Annotated in this window: 13 protein-coding genes; 4 read left to right on the forward strand and 9 right to left on the reverse strand. The window is 70.2% G+C overall.

Features of this window, described 5'->3' with window-relative positions; all coding sequences use genetic code 11:
* Positions 1 to 179 precede the first annotated feature (179 nt).
* A complete protein-coding gene (locus ACIRP2_RS10045; RefSeq protein WP_404249438.1) occupies positions 180 to 3,452 on the reverse strand; it encodes a S8 family peptidase in 3,273 nt (1,090 codons plus the stop codon).
* A 359-nt stretch (positions 3,453 to 3,811) separates the two neighbouring features.
* Here ACIRP2_RS10045 and ACIRP2_RS10050 point away from each other — a divergent pair, with 359 nt between their 5' ends.
* The gene (locus ACIRP2_RS10050) at positions 3,812 to 4,180 is read left to right on the forward strand and encodes an STAS domain-containing protein (RefSeq protein ID WP_404248332.1); all 369 of its coding nucleotides are present in this window, start codon (positions 3,812 to 3,814) and stop codon (positions 4,178 to 4,180) included.
* A gap of 112 nt (positions 4,181 to 4,292) precedes the next feature.
* Here ACIRP2_RS10050 and ACIRP2_RS10055 read toward each other — a convergent pair whose 3' ends face one another.
* The 3 genes from ACIRP2_RS10055 to ACIRP2_RS10065 form a co-directional block, all read right to left on the reverse strand.
* Positions 4,293 to 5,282, reverse strand: a complete 990-nt coding sequence (locus ACIRP2_RS10055) for a sigma-70 family RNA polymerase sigma factor (RefSeq protein WP_404248334.1) — start codon at positions 5,280 to 5,282, stop codon at positions 4,293 to 4,295.
* Between the two features lie 105 nt (positions 5,283 to 5,387).
* Positions 5,388 to 6,104 carry a L,D-transpeptidase family protein gene (locus ACIRP2_RS10060; RefSeq protein ID WP_404248336.1) on the reverse strand — a complete coding sequence of 239 codons (717 nt, stop codon included), beginning with the start codon at positions 6,102 to 6,104 and terminating at the stop codon, positions 5,388 to 5,390.
* Positions 6,105 to 6,189: 85 nt separating this feature from the next.
* Complete coding sequence (locus ACIRP2_RS10065; RefSeq protein ID WP_404248338.1) at positions 6,190 to 7,509, reverse strand: MFS transporter; 1,320 nt, start codon at positions 7,507 to 7,509, stop codon at positions 6,190 to 6,192.
* Between the two features lie 62 nt (positions 7,510 to 7,571).
* Between ACIRP2_RS10065 and ACIRP2_RS10070 the strand changes: the two genes are divergently transcribed.
* Positions 7,572 to 8,525, forward strand: coding sequence for a LysR family transcriptional regulator (locus tag ACIRP2_RS10070; RefSeq protein WP_351086452.1), 954 nt, complete (start codon positions 7,572 to 7,574; stop codon positions 8,523 to 8,525).
* 238 nt (positions 8,526 to 8,763) lie between these two features.
* On the opposite strand, the gene ACIRP2_RS10075 is transcribed toward ACIRP2_RS10070, so the two are convergent.
* The 3 genes from ACIRP2_RS10075 to ACIRP2_RS10085 form a co-directional block, all read right to left on the reverse strand.
* On the reverse strand, positions 8,764 to 10,530 hold the full coding sequence (locus ACIRP2_RS10075; RefSeq protein WP_404248340.1) for an RICIN domain-containing protein: 1,767 nt from the start codon (positions 10,528 to 10,530) through the stop codon (positions 8,764 to 8,766).
* Between the two features lie 400 nt (positions 10,531 to 10,930).
* The gene (locus ACIRP2_RS10080; protein ID WP_404248342.1) at positions 10,931 to 11,905 is read right to left on the reverse strand and encodes a helix-turn-helix domain-containing protein; all 975 of its coding nucleotides are present in this window, start codon (positions 11,903 to 11,905) and stop codon (positions 10,931 to 10,933) included.
* A gap of 516 nt (positions 11,906 to 12,421) precedes the next feature.
* Positions 12,422 to 13,183: an alpha/beta hydrolase family protein gene (locus ACIRP2_RS10085; RefSeq protein ID WP_404248344.1), complete on the reverse strand. Its 762-nt coding sequence runs from the start codon at positions 13,181 to 13,183 to the stop codon at positions 12,422 to 12,424.
* Between the two features lie 103 nt (positions 13,184 to 13,286).
* Here ACIRP2_RS10085 and ACIRP2_RS10090 point away from each other — a divergent pair, with 103 nt between their 5' ends.
* Both ACIRP2_RS10090 and ACIRP2_RS10095 read left to right on the forward strand, forming a co-directional pair.
* Complete coding sequence (locus tag ACIRP2_RS10090) at positions 13,287 to 14,441, forward strand: adenosine deaminase (protein ID WP_404248346.1); 1,155 nt, start codon at positions 13,287 to 13,289, stop codon at positions 14,439 to 14,441.
* Positions 14,442 to 14,576: 135 nt separating this feature from the next.
* Positions 14,577 to 14,894, forward strand: a complete 318-nt coding sequence (locus ACIRP2_RS10095; protein ID WP_404248348.1) for a hypothetical protein — start codon at positions 14,577 to 14,579, stop codon at positions 14,892 to 14,894.
* 72 nt (positions 14,895 to 14,966) lie between these two features.
* Here ACIRP2_RS10095 and ACIRP2_RS10100 read toward each other — a convergent pair whose 3' ends face one another.
* Together ACIRP2_RS10100 and ACIRP2_RS10105 are read right to left on the reverse strand one after the other, a co-directional pair.
* Positions 14,967 to 15,167, reverse strand: a complete 201-nt coding sequence (locus ACIRP2_RS10100) for a PspC domain-containing protein (protein WP_404248350.1) — start codon at positions 15,165 to 15,167, stop codon at positions 14,967 to 14,969.
* A 94-nt stretch (positions 15,168 to 15,261) separates the two neighbouring features.
* A complete protein-coding gene (locus tag ACIRP2_RS10105; protein WP_404248352.1) occupies positions 15,262 to 15,810 on the reverse strand; it encodes a VanZ family protein in 549 nt (182 codons plus the stop codon).
* Positions 15,811 to 15,900 lie beyond the last annotated feature (90 nt).

The following is a 15,900-nucleotide window of genomic DNA, read 5'->3' on the forward strand; positions in this document are numbered from 1 at the left end:
GCCGCCCCCCCCCCGCGGCGGCGGCGGGGCCCCCCCCCCCCGGCCCCCGGGGGGTGGCCCCGGCCCCCCCCCCCCGGGGGGCCCGGGGGGGGGGGGGGGGGCGGGGGGGGGGGCCCCCCCCCCCCCCCCCGGGCCGCTCTCATGCTGTCGGTGCGCCTACCGGCTCACCGACAGGCCGTTCACTTGCCGAAGTACGCGTGGTAGATCGACACGGAGGACTTGTTGCCCTTCTTGTCCGTGACATTGGCCTTGTAGGAGATGGACTTCCCCTTGGCCGGGTTCTTCACGGAGATCTTGCCCGCCTTGACCGTGGCCTTCTTCCAGGTCTTGCCGGCGTCGTAACTGACGTACACCGTCAGCGACTTGAGGTTCTTGCCGGCCGCCGCGCCCTGCACCTTCACCGGCACGGACGCGGTCCTGCCCGCGGTGACCTTGCCGTCCAGCGTCACATGGGGCGTGAAGCGGACCGTGGAGACCGGCAGCGCGGTCCGGGTGCCGGTCTTCTTCGACCGGAAGGTCCAACTGGCGTCGATCCGGCCGGAGACGGCCGACGTCTTGGGGGAGAGCCGCACGGAGGTCGTCAGCCGGTAGTCGGCCGCGCCGGACGGCACGGCGATGGCCTCACCGTCCAGCGGGTTCGTGTTCTGGACGAGCTTCTTGCCGTTGCGGTACAGCACCGTCTTGACCGAGCTGTACACCTGGGCACCGTAGTTGCCGCTTCCGTCGGCCGAGAGCGGCAGATCCGTGACCAGGTCGTTGCCCTCGCGGAAGATCCCCAGGTCGGTGCCGAGCGCGGGGCCGAACACCGCGGTGTTGGCCTTCTTCGCGTACGTGGCGCCCGCCTTGAGGGTCTGCGGGTCACCGAGCGAGTAGAACGACTCGATGACCGGGAAGCCGTCCGCGTCCGCCCCGCCTTCCTGCATGACGTCGAAGTCCCACTGCACCTTGTCGGCGGTGGACACGTACGCGGTGACGGTGCCGGGCAGCTTGTGAGTGGAATAGGCACCCCAGGAGCCGGACGAACCGGGAAGCAGGCCCCACGCCCCGAACGTACCGGTCTTGCCCTTGACGGACGCGCCGAGACCGAGGTTCACCTTGGCCATCTGACCGGCGGTGAACTTCCGCTTGTACCCGGTCGCGGCCTGGGTCACCGACCCGCCGACCGCGATGTCGTACCGGGTCGTGGCCCCCTTGGTCCAGGTGCCGATCCACTGCTGGGAGAGCGAGCCGTCCGTCACCTTCGGGCCCAGGTGCGCGGTGCGCAGGCCCTTGTACGAGTCGAGGTACCAGCCGTAGCCGTAGCCGGTGTCCTTGGTGTTGAACTGGATCTCGGGCGCGGCCAGGAGGTCCTTCGTGCCGGTGGCGGGCAGGGTGATCTCCACCGGCTTGGTCGTGCGCGCGTCGAGGGTCACGCTGGTGTTCTTGCTGATGTCCAGCCTCGGCCGGGTCAGCCAGTCGGTGCCCTTGGTGCTGTCCTCCGGGTCGGTGTAGACGGCTGTGTTGAGCACGTAGCCGCCCTTGGGCACGCGCAGCTTCGCCGTGCCGTTCTCGCCCGTCGGGTGGAGCCAGGTGCCGAGCCCCGGACCGGAGAGGCCGGCCAGGTCGTTCTCGTAGAACGTGGCGGGCTTGCCGTCGCGTCCGACGACCTTGAGGGTGAGGTCGTACGACTCGATCTCGCGCTCGACCGCGGCCGCGGTGCGCACGGTCTGGTCGCCACCGGTCCCGACGACGTACGCGGAGTAGGAGCCGTCGGCCGTGCCGCCGAGCCTGGTGTTCACCGTCAGCGGTACGTCGGCGGTGCCGCCGGCAGGGACGGTCACCTTGGCGGCGCCGAGGGTGAAGAAGCCGGCCGGGGCGGGCTTGCCCTTCGGGCCGGTGGCCGTGACCGCGAGGTCGAGCGTGACGTCGGTTGTACCCAGGTTGCGGTACGTGATCTGCTTGGTGACCGGGGTGTCGTCGGTGTGCGGCCACTGCTGCACACCGAAGCTCAGCGACACCGGGTCGGCGACCACGGTCTGGGCGATCGCCCTGTCGACGGCGATCCGGCCGGAGCCCTGCTGGAACGGGGTGTACGCGCCCGGCTTCGTCGAGGCCGTGAGGGCCCCCTTGAGCTCGGTGTACTTCCAGTCCGGGTGCTGCTGCTTGAGGAGCGCCGCGGCGCCCGCGACGTGCGGGGTCGCCATCGACGTACCGGAGATCGTCAGATAGCCCGGCGGGTTCTGACCGACCTCCTGATCGATGACGGAACCGGGGGCGGCGGCCGCCGTGATGTCCACGCCGGGGGCGGTGACATCGGGCTTGACCGCACCGTCGCCGACGCGCGGGCCGCGGCTGGAGAAGTCGGCCAGCTGGTCGTTGTCGTCGACGGCGCCGACGGTCAGCGCGGCGTCCGCGCTGCCCGGGGAGCCGACCGTACCGGGCTCGTCGCCCTCGTTGCCCGCCGCGATGGCGAACAGCACGCCCTTCTCGGTCGACAGCTTGTTGACGGCCGCTTCGAGCGGGTCGATCTCGGGGGTGTCGTCGCCGCCGAGGCTCAGGTTGATGATGTCGGCGCCCTGCGCGACCGCCCACTCCATGCCCGCCAGGATGCCGGAGTCGTCGCCGAAGCCGCTGTCGTCGAGCACCTTGCCCGCGAGCAGCTTGGCGCCCGGGGCCACGCCCTTGAACTTCCCGCCGGACTTGGCGCCTGTGCCGGTGGCGATCGACGCCACGTGCGTGCCGTGGCCGTACCGGTCCTTGGTGTCGGACGAGGCGGAGAAGTTCTTCGCCTCCAGGACCTGGCCCTTGAGGTCCGGGTGGGTGGCGTCCACCCCGGTGTCCAGGACGGCGATCTTGACGCCCTTCCCGGTGTAACCGGCCTTCCAGGCGGTCGGTGCGCCGATCTGCGGCACACTCCTGTCGAGGCTCGCCCTGCGTACACCGTCCAGCCAGACCCGGTCGATCCCCGCGGCCGTGCTGCGCTGGAAACCGCGCGACGGCTTGCTGGTGACCGCCTGCCAGATGTCCTGGGCGTCGTCCACCGGCGTGGTCACCGACTCGGCGTTCAGCGACTTCAGGGTCCGGCCGACCCGGGTGCCGCCCGCGTCACGTACCTCCGCCTTCGCCGCCGCGGCCCGGTCGCCCCGGTAGGCGACGATCAGCTTCAGGCCCGCCTTCTGCGCCCGGAGGTTCTCCGCGCGGCTCAGCTCGGTGACGTCGAACAGCCGGCGGTCCAGCTTTCCGGAGCTGATCAGCCGGTGCGCGTCGGCGGGGACGAGCAGGGTGTGCCCGTCGTGCGTCTGCCGTTGCACGGGTATGTGCTCGCGCCCCTCGGCGGGCGTGAAGTTCAGGACCCGGCCCTTGGCGTCGACCGTGACGCGGTCGCCTGTGATGAGCGTCAGCCGGTGCTGGGACGGGGATGTGGCACCTGCCGGCCGGGCGGTGTCGGGCTGTGCCACGGCCGGGGTGGTCATCCCGGCTGCGAGCGCCACGGCGGCCGCCGTGGCGATGGTCGGGACACACGCGTTTCTCACGTGTTTGCGCAACTCTCCCCCTGGAGAATCAGGCGGCCCGATGAGGGGCCACTGGTCAGTCGGCACCGCTGAGAAGCCGGTGTCGGCCGGTTCACCTACCTAGAGGGAGAATTGATCGAACAGGTTCACAGAAACCGTACAGCCGGACGCAGTTGACGGAAGATCACCGGTGCGCGGGCGAACCGGACGGTGGGGCGAGGGCCCGAGGGGGTGCGTGCCGGGCGCGGGAGACCAGCTGATGTGCGGATTCGGGGACCGGGCCGGTGCGTGGCGGCGGGAAAGTGCGGAGCGGTGCAGCGATGAGTTTCGGCCGCCGGACCGGTCTTTCTGACGTGGAAGCCATGAGCCCGATCGTTCTCGTCGTCACCGGCCGCGTCGCACGGGACTCCGTGCCGGGACTCTGCGCCGAACTGGAGTCGCTGCTGGACGGTCCCGAGGGCGCCGTCCGCGGCCCGGACGCCGAGGTGGACTGCGATGTGGGCGGGGTCGTGCAGCCGGATCTGACCCTGGTCGAGGCGATCGCGCGACTGGGGCTCGTCGCGCGCCGGGCGGGCGGCAGACGGCTCCGGCTGCGCAACGCACCGCCCGAACTGCGGGACCTGCTCGACCTGGTGGGGCTGGCCGATGTGGTGGACGTGCGGTGCGCGCCCGAGGCCGACGGAGCCTGAGCGAGAACGCGGACAGCCGCCCGGACAGCCCGCGCCCACCGGGCCCCGCCCCTGCGCGTCGGGCCCGGCAGGCGCTCACCTCACCGGCCCGACGCGCCCCGGCCGTCCCTCATCACGTCGCGTCGGCGTCGAGGCGATCGGGCAGACCGAACAGCGGGAACCAGCGTGGTGTGTCCAGGAAGCAGTGCATGCCGGTGATGACGCCGTCCGAGATGTCGATGACCTGCAGCGCCCACGGCACGAACCCCGGTCCGTCCGGATTCGGCTTGTAGTGCGCGAACGCCGGGGCGCCGTTCGCCTCCGTCGCCACCAGCCGCGAGCCCGCGCAGCCGGCCCCGTGGGAGACCATGAAGCCGGTGATGTCGTCGTGCCCCTGGAGCCAGAGGTCGAACGGGGGCATGGTCATCACGGCGTCCTCGTGGAGCAGCGCGGTCAGCGCCGCCATGTCGTACCCCTCGAAGGCCGCGACGTAGCGCTCGAGGAGCTTGCGCTGCCCCTCGTCGAGCGGATCCGCGCTGTCGGGGACCAGGCCCTCACGTTCCGAGAGGGTCGCTCGCGCCCGCTGGAGGGCGCTGTTGACCGAGGCGACCGAGGTGTCGAGCAGTTCGGCGACCTCGCTCGCCTTCCAGGCGAGCACCTCGCGCAGGATCAGCACCACCCGCTGCTTGGGGGGCAGATGCTGCAACGCGGCCACGAACGCGAGCCGCACCGACTCCCGGGCCACGGCGGCCTCCGCCGGGTCGGCCGTCGTGGGCAGGATCCGCCCGTCCGGCATCGGCTCCAGCCAGGTGTTCTCCGGCAGCGGGTTGAGCGCCGCCCGGGCGAGCGGCGTCGGGCCCGTCAGATCGACCGGACGGGCCCGCTTCTTGCCCGCGTTCAGCATGTCCAGACAGACGTTGGTGGCGATGCGGTACAACCAGGACCGCAGCGAGGAACGACCCTCGAACTTGTCGAAGTTGCGCCAGGCACGCACCAGCGTGTCCTGTACCGCGTCCTCCGCCTCGAAGGCCGAGCCGAGCATCCGGTAGCAGTAGCCGGTCAGCTCGACCCGGTGTCCCTCCAGACGGCTGTCGATGTCCGTCGCCGTCGTCAGATCGCCCATCGTTCCACCCCTGTTGTGCTGTGACGCCACTCGGTTCAGCACTTCGGAAGCTACCGCAGGCCACTGACAACGGGGTGGGAGGCACCGAAGTGGCCCGCGATCAGGTCACGTTCCGGGCTTGCGTCCGTACACGTACACGTCGTCGCCGTTCTTCAGCAGATTCCAGTAGGACTTCGCGTCGGCGTCCCGCATGTTGACGCAGCCGTGCGACCCCGGCGGGTTCCACATCTTCAGGCCCACCGAGTGGAACGCCTGCCCGCCGTCGAAGAACTGGGAGTACGGCATCGACACGTGGTAGATCGACGAGACGTGGTTGATGTGCCGGTAGTAGATCTTCTTCGCTCCGGTGCGCGTCTCGTACCCGTTGCGCCCGGTGCGCACCGGCACGGGACCGAACTTCAGCTTGCTGCCGTCCTGGATCCAGCTCAGCTGCCGGGTCAGGTCCACGCACGCTATCCGCCCCTTGTTCGTGGGGCACTTCTTGGCCTTGTTCGGGGTCTTGCCGGCTTCCTTCTGGGCCGTGAGCGTCTTCATCGTGCGCCAGGTGACCGGCCCCGCGTAGCCGATCGTGGGAGTGACCCCGTAGGTGCGCTGGAACGACTGGATCGCCTTGCAGTCGGCGGCCGACTGCCTGCCGTCGACGGGCCGGTGCAGATACTTCTCGACCTGCTTCTGGTACGGCCCGGTGGACGTCGTGCAGGACGCCGCCTGCGCGGATCCGCCGGTGCCCAGGACAAGGGCGGGCGCCGCCGTCAGACCGGCGACGGACAGCGCGACCGCGCGCCGCATCCGGGCCCCCCGAATGATTCCTGCGACTCTCATGTACGCCAACTCCCCTTCGCGCGACGTGAGGTGACTTCGCCTGCTAGACGCGCGTCGGGGAGTGGATGGTTGTGCGTCGTATGTCTCAGTTCTGTACGGAGGCCACCGGTACGAGCCGGCGGCGCTCGGCGCGCGCGGCCCGCGAGCCGTACAGCGTGATCGAGACGACGCCGAGGACGGCGAGGAGCCCCAACGACACGGTCCCGGCCCAGCCCCCGGCGTGGAAGGCGACCGCGCCGAGCGTGCCGCCCGCGCTGGAGCCCAGGTAGTACGCGGACTGGTAGAGCGCCGACGCCTGTGCCCGGCCCTTCGTCGCCGTACGGCTCACGGACGAGGAGGCGACCGCGTGTCCGGCGAAGAAACCCGCCGTGATCAGGACCAGTCCGAGGAGTACGGCGGCCATCCGGTCGGCGAGCGAGAGCAGCAGACCGGCGGCCGTGGTGGAGACGGCGAGGTACAGCGCGCCCCGGCGGCCGAGCCGGGCGACCAGCTTGCCCGCCGCCGCGGAGGAGACCGTACCGACGAGATAGACCAGGAAGATCGAGCCGACGATTCCCTGCGGGAGGTTGAACGGCGCCTCCACCAGGCGGTAGCCGATCACCGTGTAGACCGCGCCGAACACCGTCATGAACAGCGCGCCGATCGCGTACAGCCGGCGCAGCAGGGGATCGGCGAGGTGCCCGCCCACCGTCTTCGCCAGAGCCTTCGGGTTCAGCGAGCCCGGGGTGAAGTGCCGGGCCGCGGGGATCATGAAGTGGAAGACCACCGCGCAGGCCACGGCCAGCAGCCCGACCGCGCCGAGCGCCGCCCGCCAGCCCCACAGCTGGGCGATCCAGCCGGTCAGGATCCGGCCGCTCATCCCGCCGATGCTGTTCCCCGCCACGAACAGGCCGATCGCGGCGACCAGCGCCTTCGGCCGCACCTCCTCGGCCAGGTAGGCCATCGCGGAGGCGGGCAGCCCCGCCAGCGCCGCGCCCTGGACGGCGCGCAGCGCGACCAGCCAGCCCAGCGAGGGCGCGAAGGGTACGAGCAGCCCGACCAGCACGGCGACCGTCAGCGAGGCGGTCATCATCTGCCGTCGCCCGAAGCGCTCGGAGAGCGCGCTCATCGGCAGCACGCACAGCGCCAGGGCCCCCGTCGCGGCGGAGACCGTCCAGCTGGCCTGTCCGGCCGTGGCGCCGAAGGACGCGGAGACGGCGGGCAGCAGGGCCTGGGTGGAGTAGAGGAGTGCGAAGGTCGCGACACCGGCGGCGAAGAGCGCGAAGCTCATCCGGCGGTAACCGGGGCGGCCGGGTTCGAGACGGTCCGGTCCGGCGGGGCCGGTGGTGGCGGCAGCGGCGACGGGGGACGGCTGGGGCGAGGCGGCCACGGTGAGGGTGGACGCCCCGGTACTGGCAGGAGGCATGGTTCGAAAGTAGGCTCAACGGTTTCATGCGTCCAATGCACGAATTCGCGATAATCAATCCCATGGTGCATGAACGCAGCTCACGGCCTCGGCTGTCACCGAGCAGTTACGAAGAAGACATTCGCGCGGTCCTCGCGCCGAGGCTGGCCCACTTCGAGGCGGTGGCCCGGCACGAGCACGTCACCCGTGCCGCGCACGAGCTCGGCGTCCCGCAGTCGACGCTCTCACGGTCGATGGTCAGGCTCGAACAGGACCTGGGAGTCGCCCTGTTCGCCCGCAAGGGCCGTACCGTCTCGCTGACCCCCGCGGGCCGCACCTTCCTGGGCTCCGCCGAGCGGGCCCTCGCCGAGGTCGAGAAGGCCGCCGACTCGGTACGGGCCGACGCCGACCCGGCCACCGGCAAGGTCGCCTTCGGCTTTCTGCACACCATGGGCTCCGAGACCGTGCCCGCCCTGCTCCGCGCCTTCCGCGCCGACCACCCCCGGGTCCGCTTCCAGCTGGTGCAGAACTACGGCGAGGCGATGATCGAACGCCTCCGGGCCGGTGGCCTCGACCTCTGCCTCACCTCACCCGTCCCGGACGCCCCGGATCTGGTCGCCCGCCGCCTCGACGAACAGCGGCTGCGCCTCGTCGTCCCCGAGGATCACCGGCTCGCCTCGCGTCGTCGCATCCGCCTGGCGGAGGCCGCCGACGAGAAGTTCGTCACCCTGGAGCCGGGTTACGGCCTGCGGCGGATCACCGACGACCTCTGCGCGGAGGCGGGGTTCACGCCACGCGTCGCCTTCGAGGGCGAGGAGGCGGAGACCCTGCGCGGCCTGGTCGCGGCGGGTCTCGGCGTGGCCCTGCTGCCGCCGCCCGCGGTGGCCCGCCCCGGGGTGGTGGAGCTGACGGTGACGGCTCCCCGCGCGGCCCGCGAGATCGGCGTCGCCTGGCTGGACGGCCACCCGGACACCCCGCCGGTGGCCGCCTTCAAGCGTTTTCTGCTGTCTCGGCGGGGGCATTTGCTGCCGGACTGAAGGGACGTGCTCGAACGCTCCCATGGCGGGCTGAGCACGAAGGCCCTCGCCTGCGGAAGACGGGCCCGGTCCCTCGCACTCCTGGTCACCGCGGGCCGAACGGGGGAGGCGCCGGCCTTCGAGGCGGTCATGGCTGCCACCCTCCGTCGGCGACATCGCGCGTGCGAACCGACAGACCCGCCATCACGCGACCGGCCCGCCGGGATTTCCGGCGGGCCGTCGGAGGAGCGTGTTCAGGTCACACCTTGGGGGCGGTCCTGGAGATGATCCAGCGCTCGTCCTGTGCGCCGTTACACGTCCACTGGATGAGCTGGCTGCCCTTGGTGGCGGCGGACCCCAGGCCCAGGCACTTGCCCGAGTAGACGTTCCGCAGCTCGTGGGTGTCCTGGTCGTACCACCACTTCTCGTCCACCTTGGAATTGCAGGTGTACTGGATCATGCCCTTGCCGTTGGCGAGGCTGCTGCCGGTGCCCAGGCACTTGCCGGAGTACCTGTTCTGGATGAAGTAGGCGGGGTTGCCGTTGTTGTCCTTGGTCTCCTCGAACACCCAGAGCTCGTCCTCCGAGCCGTTGCAGCGCCACTGGATGACCGGCTTGCTGTTCTCGACCGTGCTGCCGACGCCCGAGCACAGCTTGCTGTAGTCGTTGTACAGGTACTGGCTGTTGTCGGCCTTCCGCGGCAGCAGGGAGAAGACGACGCGCATGCCGTTCGTCTCGTTCATGCCCCACAGGCGGCCCGAGGAGAACGAGTAGGACAGGTTCTGGGTGAGTGGCGGCGTGCGGGTGAGGATCGATACGGGGCCGTCCGGCACGGCCTGCCAGATGCAGTAGTAGGCAGCTGGGTCCGAGGGCTCGGCGACTTTCATGTAGTCCGTGTCGCACATGGCTGATATGTAGTAGTACGTGCCGTCGGTGGCCACGCCCTGCAAGCCGTGGACAGGAGCCTTGTAGGCGGCCGTCGCGCTGACGGGGGACGTGCCACCCTCACCGAGGTATTCGATCGGCCAGCGGATCACGTCCACTTCGGCCTCGCGCTCGGCATCCCCGTAGCGTCCGGAGACCAGGCGCGGCGGTGACGTGCTGCGGTCCAGGCTCAAGGCGCTCAGGCACGCTATGGCTCCGTCACAAAACATATTGGACTGTTTCTCCGGCTTGGCCGTGTCCTGCTGGGCCTTGGTGCGGTTCGAGTAGCGGGCGACCATGGGCAGGGCCCACTGGTGGTACTCGGCCGAGGACGTGCCGCCCACGATGCCCGACTTCTCGGAGATGGAGTTGACCTTCCACAGGTGGTTGAGGTCGTAGATCTGCAGTTCGCCGCCGTTGGCCACGAACAGCCTGTTCCCGTACCAGACCATGCCGTCGGCGTGGACGTCGTCGACCGAGGTGAACTGGGGGTCCGTCCGGCTGCCGCCGGGCCGGACGAGCAGGACGTGCCCGTAGGTCCGCTCCGTGCCGGTCGATTCGAGGATGGAGATGCGGGCCTTCTTGTTGCGGTCGGAGCCCTTGACGCCGTAGTACCAGGTCGCCATGTACAGGTGGTGGCCGTCGACCGTGCCGCTCGCGTCCGCGTCGTGGGAGGCGGTGAAGCCCTGCGGATGCCAGCCGTTGGACCAGGCGCTGGTCTTGTCGTCCGTCTCGTCCCAGCAGAAGCCGTTGTACTTGAACGTGCCGTTGATGCCGGTCGTGTGGCACAGCGGGCGGCCGATGTGCTGCTTCGACTGGGCGACGCTCAGCGGGGAGACCCGCGTCACGACGCCCTTCGCCTCGGCCCCCTCGATCACCGAGCGTGCCGTCTGGCCCTCGTCGACACCTGGTATCTCCCGCGGATGGAGAACGAAGCCGGATGCCGGCTCGCTCTTGAATATCTTGCCCTTGTCCGCGATCTCGATGTGCTTGACCTCGGCGACCGCCTGCTGGGTGCCCGATATCAGCGCCGCCAACGAGGACAGAGCGACCAGCGCCGCTGTGATCCGTCCTCTGCGACGGTCCCGTTGCTTAGCAATCATGTGGCCGGACCTCAATTTATCGGTGAAATCGACGCAAAGTGTGATCGATTTGTCCTGAACGGACGCGTTGTGATGGCTCGTCGGATCGCGGTACGACCAGGGGGATCAGTGCGGGCTGGGCGGGGTGGACAGTCCGGGTTCGGGCCGGGACGCATCGTGGCCGTTCCCCGCTGCGGCAGGGGTGTGGACGCACTTCCGGCCCTGCTGTTCCTGCTCCACCAGACCCCGTCTCCTCCGTCTCGTTCACGCATGACGAGCAACGTGATTCCCCGTGACCCCGCCGGGCTCGACAGCCCAGCGGGACACCCGGGCCCGCCGTTGGTCACGAACGTCCTCCAGGATGCCGACTTGAGGCGGTCAGGTCGTTAGCGCCGAGTGCACAACTGTGTTCGCAATGGGTTCACTTGCGGCAGTGGAGGGCTTGGTGCCGGTGGTCCGTGGGCGTGGTGCCGTAGGCCGCGCGGTGAGCGCGGCTGAAGTCGGCTGCGCGGGTGAATCCCCAGCGGGCGGCGATGGCGTGGACAGGCGTGGTGCGGAGTGCGGGATCGGTGAGGTCACGGCGGGCCGCCTCCAGACGCAGGCGGCGTACCCACGCGGCGACTGTGACGTCCTCGTCCCGGAAGAGGCGGTGCAGGTAACTGGTGGAGATGTGGTGTGCGGCGGCAATGGCGCTCGGGGTGAGGTGCGGGTCGTGCAGGTGCTCTCGGATGAACGCCTGGATGCGGAAGGTGAGGGCCCGCTGGTGGGTCTCCGGGGGCAGGCAGTCGCCGGCTTCGAGCAGATGGGCGAAGAGCGCGGCGACCAGTGGGGTCGCGATGGAGGCCAGCCGCGGCCGGTCGGAGGGCTGATACGTGGCCGAGTCCGCGATCAACCGGGTGAGGAACTGTGCCAGCAGGGCACCCATGCCTTCCCGGGCCGACACCGGCGCTCCGACGATTCGGCCGGCCATGTCGCGAGGCAGTGGCAGCAGGGCCTTGGGAACCTCCAGCGCCACGGTCTGGACCGCGTCCCCGGTGCTGTAGACGTCGTTCGGCAGCGACGACGAGTTGATGAACAGGTCGTACGGCTTGTACTCGGTCTCGCGGTGCCGCCACACGCCTGCCCCGGTCCCGCGTACGACGAGTGACAGGTGGTACGCCTCGGGGTCGGACTGACGGATCAGCTTCGGCGTGCGCCGGAACACCAGCGGCTGGAACGTGGCAGACCACACGGTGACGGCACCGAGGTCCAGCACGCGCTGGGAGGCCCGGAAGTCGTCGGTGTGGTCGCTGCGCAGTTCCATGGGCGCATGGGTACGACCCAGGAGCTCGGTCCAGTAGGTGAACCGGTCCGCCGCGGACACGTCTTCGCTGCGGAACACCATCTCGTCCAACAACTGTCCTTTCACCGTTTCTGAAACCGCGGGTCACATGCTCTTCGGGGGACGGCGAGGCAGCGGAACGCGCCGGTTCCACTCGCGCCGGGCGGGTGCCGAAGGATCGCTCACGCCGACGACCTGCGGAACACGGCCTGGTGGCTGCCGGCATCAGCAGCCCGCCCCACCCTCGCATGCGTCGCGACGCCAGGGGCATCGGTGTGAACGCCGTCGACTCCGGCCCCGTACTCGTGGGCACGGCCTGAGGGCATGGGTGCGCAGGAGGGTTCTCTCGTCGATCCCTCGCAGGTGGTACGGCTTTCCGGACACGCGCCTCCCGGGTCACCGGCCCGCGCGCCCCGTCCGCACAGGTGCCCACAGAGGCCAGACATCGGCGCAGGTCACGCGTGAGCGGGCCCGGACAGCGCCGCACCGCCCGGGCTCAGTCGGCGGGCTGTTCGACAGGCGGTCGCCGTCCGGTCGTCCGCGTGGTCTGCGCGCACCCGCTCCACGGGCCGATACCCGCCCCCGGCCTCTTCAGTCCCGCAACGACCTTCCGAACCCCGCGGCCAGCGGCATCCGCAGCCCCAGCGGCGGCGGCGCCGCCAGGGCGTCGGCCACCGGGCGGGCGTATGCCCGGCCGAAGAGCGAGCCGCGGACGAAGTCCGTGACCAGGGCCGCCACTTCGGCCCGGTGCTGGCGCAGACCGTGGCCGTCCGAGTGGACCTCGAAACGGCAGGTGTCACGGTTGGTCTTCTTGGCCCGTTCGGCCAGCCGGAAGGAGAGTTCGGGATCGGTGCGGGCATCGTTCGTGCCGTGGACGAGCAGGACGTGCCGGCCCAGCAGATGCTTCACCGGCTCCGGCTCGTCCCGCGCGTCCTCGGGCAGCCAGGGAGCCATGGCCAGGACGGAGCCGACCGCCGCGTGGCCGCCCGCCCGGAGCGCGGCCCGGCCGCCCATGCCGTGGCCGACGAGGCAGACGGGGACGTCGCCGTAGCGCCGTACGACCTCGTCCACCGCCCAACGGGCGTCCGCCGCGAGCTGCGCGTCGGTCGCGTTCCAGCCCCGGCAGCTGTAGCGCACGACATGCGCGGCGAGCCCGTCCTCCTGGCCCGCGCGGGCCAGGGTCCGGGCCAGCGGCAGCTGGAGGGCGTACGAAAGGGGGGAGGGGCGGCGGTGCGAGTCGGTCTCGCCGTCCGGGAGCAGCAGAACCACGCCGCTGACCGCAGTTGGTGCTCCGGCCGTCCTGACGGCCCGTCCCAGCCTCGCAGCAGGCAGGGGGAGTGCGCGCTGTGCCATGACAGAACAGTGTCAGAAGGACAGGTGTACTCCACCCGTATTCGCGGTCACTGTTACGTATCGGCAAGCGACAATCTACGCGCGTAGGCGCTAGAGTGCCCAAATGATGAGCCCGACCCTCCATGTGCCCGGCCAGGATCAGATCCGACGTGCCCCCAAGGTCCTTCTCCACGACCACCTCGACGGCGGCCTGCGCCCGGGAACGATCGTCGACCTCGCCCTCGCGAGCGGATACGACGGACTTCCCGAGACCGAGCCCGACAAGCTCGGCATCTGGTTCCGCGAGGCGGCCGATTCCGGGTCGCTGGAGCGCTACCTGGAGACCTTCGCCCACACCTGCGCCGTCATGCAGACCCGTGAGGCACTGTTCCGGGTGGCCGCCGAGTGTGCCGAGGACCTGGCCGCGGACGGTGTCGTCTACGCCGAGGTGCGGTACGCCCCCGAGCAGCACCTGGAAGCCGGGCTGACCCTCGAAGAGGTCGTCGAGGCGGTCAACGAGGGCTTCCGCGAGGGCGAGCGACGGGCCCGCCGGGACGGGCACCGCATCCGTATGGGCGCCCTCCTCACCGCGATGCGGCACGCCGCCCGCTCCCTGGAGATCGCCGAACTCGCCAACCGCTACCGCGACCAGGGCGTCGTCGGCTTCGACATCGCGGGCGCGGAGGCGGGCTTCCCGCCCACCCGGCACCTCGACGCGTTCGAGTACCTCAAGCGCGAGAACAATCACTTCACCATCCACGCGGGCGAGGCCTTCGGCCTGCCGTCGATCTGGCAGGCCCTCCAGTGGTGCGGCGCCGACCGGCTCGGCCACGGCGTCCGCATCATCGACGACATCGAGGTCACCGAGGACGGCGGCGTGAAGCTCGGCCGTCTCGCCTCCTACGTACGGGACAAGCGCATCCCGTTGGAGCTGTGCCCCACCTCCAACCTCCAGACCGGCGCCGCGGCCTCGTATGCCGAGCACCCCATCGGGCTGCTGCGGAAGCTGTACTTCCGGGTCACCGTGAACACGGACAACCGGCTGATGAGCGGTACCAGCATGAGCCGTGAATTCGAGAAGCTGACCGAGACTTTCGGATACACGCTCGACGACATGCAGTGGTTCACCGTCAACGCGATGAAATCCGCGTTCATCCCTTTCGATGAACGTCTCGCGATGATCAATGATGTGATCAAGCCCGGATATGCGGAGCTGAAGTCCGAGTGGCTCTTCGAGCAGACCGCCACGACCAGCGTCTCTTCGACTTCCGAGGACTGATTCACACGTTCGGGGAGAACGGCCGGGAGGGCGAATTCCCGGCCGTTGCCCGGGTGGGGCGTGTTTGCGGGACGGATAGTGGGCTGACTACGTTTCAGAGCCGCTCACTTCCCCCTCCCCAAGGATGAATTTCACATGAAGCAGTCTGCCGTCAGGACTCTCGGCGTCGCCGCGCTCGGTGCCGCTTTCGCCGCTGCCGCCGCGGGCACCGCCTCCGCCGCCGTGTTGCCGACCGACGCCGCGGCCACCGCCCTGCCGGTCGCCGGCACGGCGCTGGAGAACGCCACCCGGACCCTGCCGGTCCAGGACACGGCCACCAAGCTCCTCGGCACCGGCCAGCAGAAGCTCGTCGGCGACGCCACCACCCCGGTCAAGGGCCTGCTCGGCGGTCTGCCCGCGGGCGGCCTGAAGACCAGCGGTCTGTCGACCAACGGTCTCCCGCTCGGCGGCTGATCCTCGCACCACATGCCTGTGGGGCGGACACCCGAACCGGGTGTCCGCCCCACAGGCATGTGGTGCGACGCGTCACCAGGCGGTGGACGAGGTCTTCTCGGCCGGGAGGAGCACCCAGAGCGCCAGGTAGAGCAGGAACTGCGGCCCCGGCAGCAGGCAGGAGAGCAGGAAGATGATGCGCATGGTTCCCGCGGAGGTGCCGAAGCGCCGTGCCAGCGCCGCGCACACTCCGCCGATCATGCGTCCGTCGAGGGGGCGGGCAAGTGCGGCCATGGTGGGCTCCTTCGTGAACCGTTGCTGAGGGAGCAGTTCCGTCGTGCTCCCGATGCATCCATGGTCGCCCGACGAACAGGGGCAAAGCATCGCTCTACGGTGCGATGCCGACCCTGGGAATCGTCGGGGTGGGCCCCTGAGCCGGCTCGTCCCTGGGGCGGGGCATCACCCTGATACGCCGCTGCTTCCTGCGGCGCAGCCGCGCCCGGCACACGGGTACGACCAGCAGATGGGCGAGCGCCACACCGATCGTGTTCAGCAACAGGGAGTCGACGTCGACGACCTGCCCCGGCACTCCGGTCTGCAGCAGTTCGATGGCGAGCGAGATCAGTGCCCCGGCCGCGACGGTACGGGCCATCGAGGCCCATGGGGAGACGAACAGCCGCCCGCCGGCCATCGGCAGCAGTACGCCGAGCGGGGCCAGCAGCAGCAGCCCCGCGCCGATCCGGCGGGCGGCCTCGGCCGGGCCGAGCGACAGGTCCGCTCTGATGCCGGCGAGCGGGTGGAAGTTCGAGGCCGTCGTCCACGGCACGTCGAGGGGGCGCAGCGTCAGCCAGCCGACAAGCAGCAGATGCGCGAGGAGGAGAGAGACCCCGGCCGCGCGGAAACGGATGGCAGCTCGACTGCCCGAACCTTGACGCACGCCCCCCAAGACGCGCCGGGCGGCAGGATCGGTTCCGCCGAGCCCGACGAACCCTTCCACCGGCCCGTTCGGGGCCTCGACCGGCGCGGG

This window comes from Streptomyces sp. NPDC101194, assembly GCF_044767885.1.
Classification (GTDB): Bacteria; Actinomycetota; Actinomycetes; order Streptomycetales; family Streptomycetaceae; genus Streptomyces.

Coding starts and splice junctions, on each gene's coding strand:
- ACIRP2_RS10055 (WP_404248334.1), bottom strand. CDS start 5,282: ATGGGCGATCTGACGACGGCGACGGACATCGACAGCCGTCTGGAGGGA.
- ACIRP2_RS10045 (WP_404249438.1), bottom strand. CDS start 3,452: ATGACCACCCCGGCCGTGGCACAGCCCGACACCGCCCGGCCGGCAGGT.
- ACIRP2_RS10075 (WP_404248340.1), bottom strand. CDS start 10,530: ATGATTGCTAAGCAACGGGACCGTCGCAGAGGACGGATCACAGCGGCG.
- ACIRP2_RS10090 (WP_404248346.1), top strand. CDS start 13,287: ATGATGAGCCCGACCCTCCATGTGCCCGGCCAGGATCAGATCCGACGT.
- ACIRP2_RS10085 (WP_404248344.1), bottom strand. CDS start 13,183: ATGGCACAGCGCGCACTCCCCCTGCCTGCTGCGAGGCTGGGACGGGCC.
- ACIRP2_RS10050 (WP_404248332.1), top strand. CDS start 3,812: ATGAGTTTCGGCCGCCGGACCGGTCTTTCTGACGTGGAAGCCATGAGC.
- ACIRP2_RS10070 (WP_351086452.1), top strand. CDS start 7,572: ATGGTGCATGAACGCAGCTCACGGCCTCGGCTGTCACCGAGCAGTTAC.
- ACIRP2_RS10100 (WP_404248350.1), bottom strand. CDS start 15,167: ATGGCCGCACTTGCCCGCCCCCTCGACGGACGCATGATCGGCGGAGTG.
- ACIRP2_RS10095 (WP_404248348.1), top strand. CDS start 14,577: ATGAAGCAGTCTGCCGTCAGGACTCTCGGCGTCGCCGCGCTCGGTGCC.
- ACIRP2_RS10065 (WP_404248338.1), bottom strand. CDS start 7,509: ATGCCTCCTGCCAGTACCGGGGCGTCCACCCTCACCGTGGCCGCCTCG.
- ACIRP2_RS10060 (WP_404248336.1), bottom strand. CDS start 6,104: ATGAGAGTCGCAGGAATCATTCGGGGGGCCCGGATGCGGCGCGCGGTC.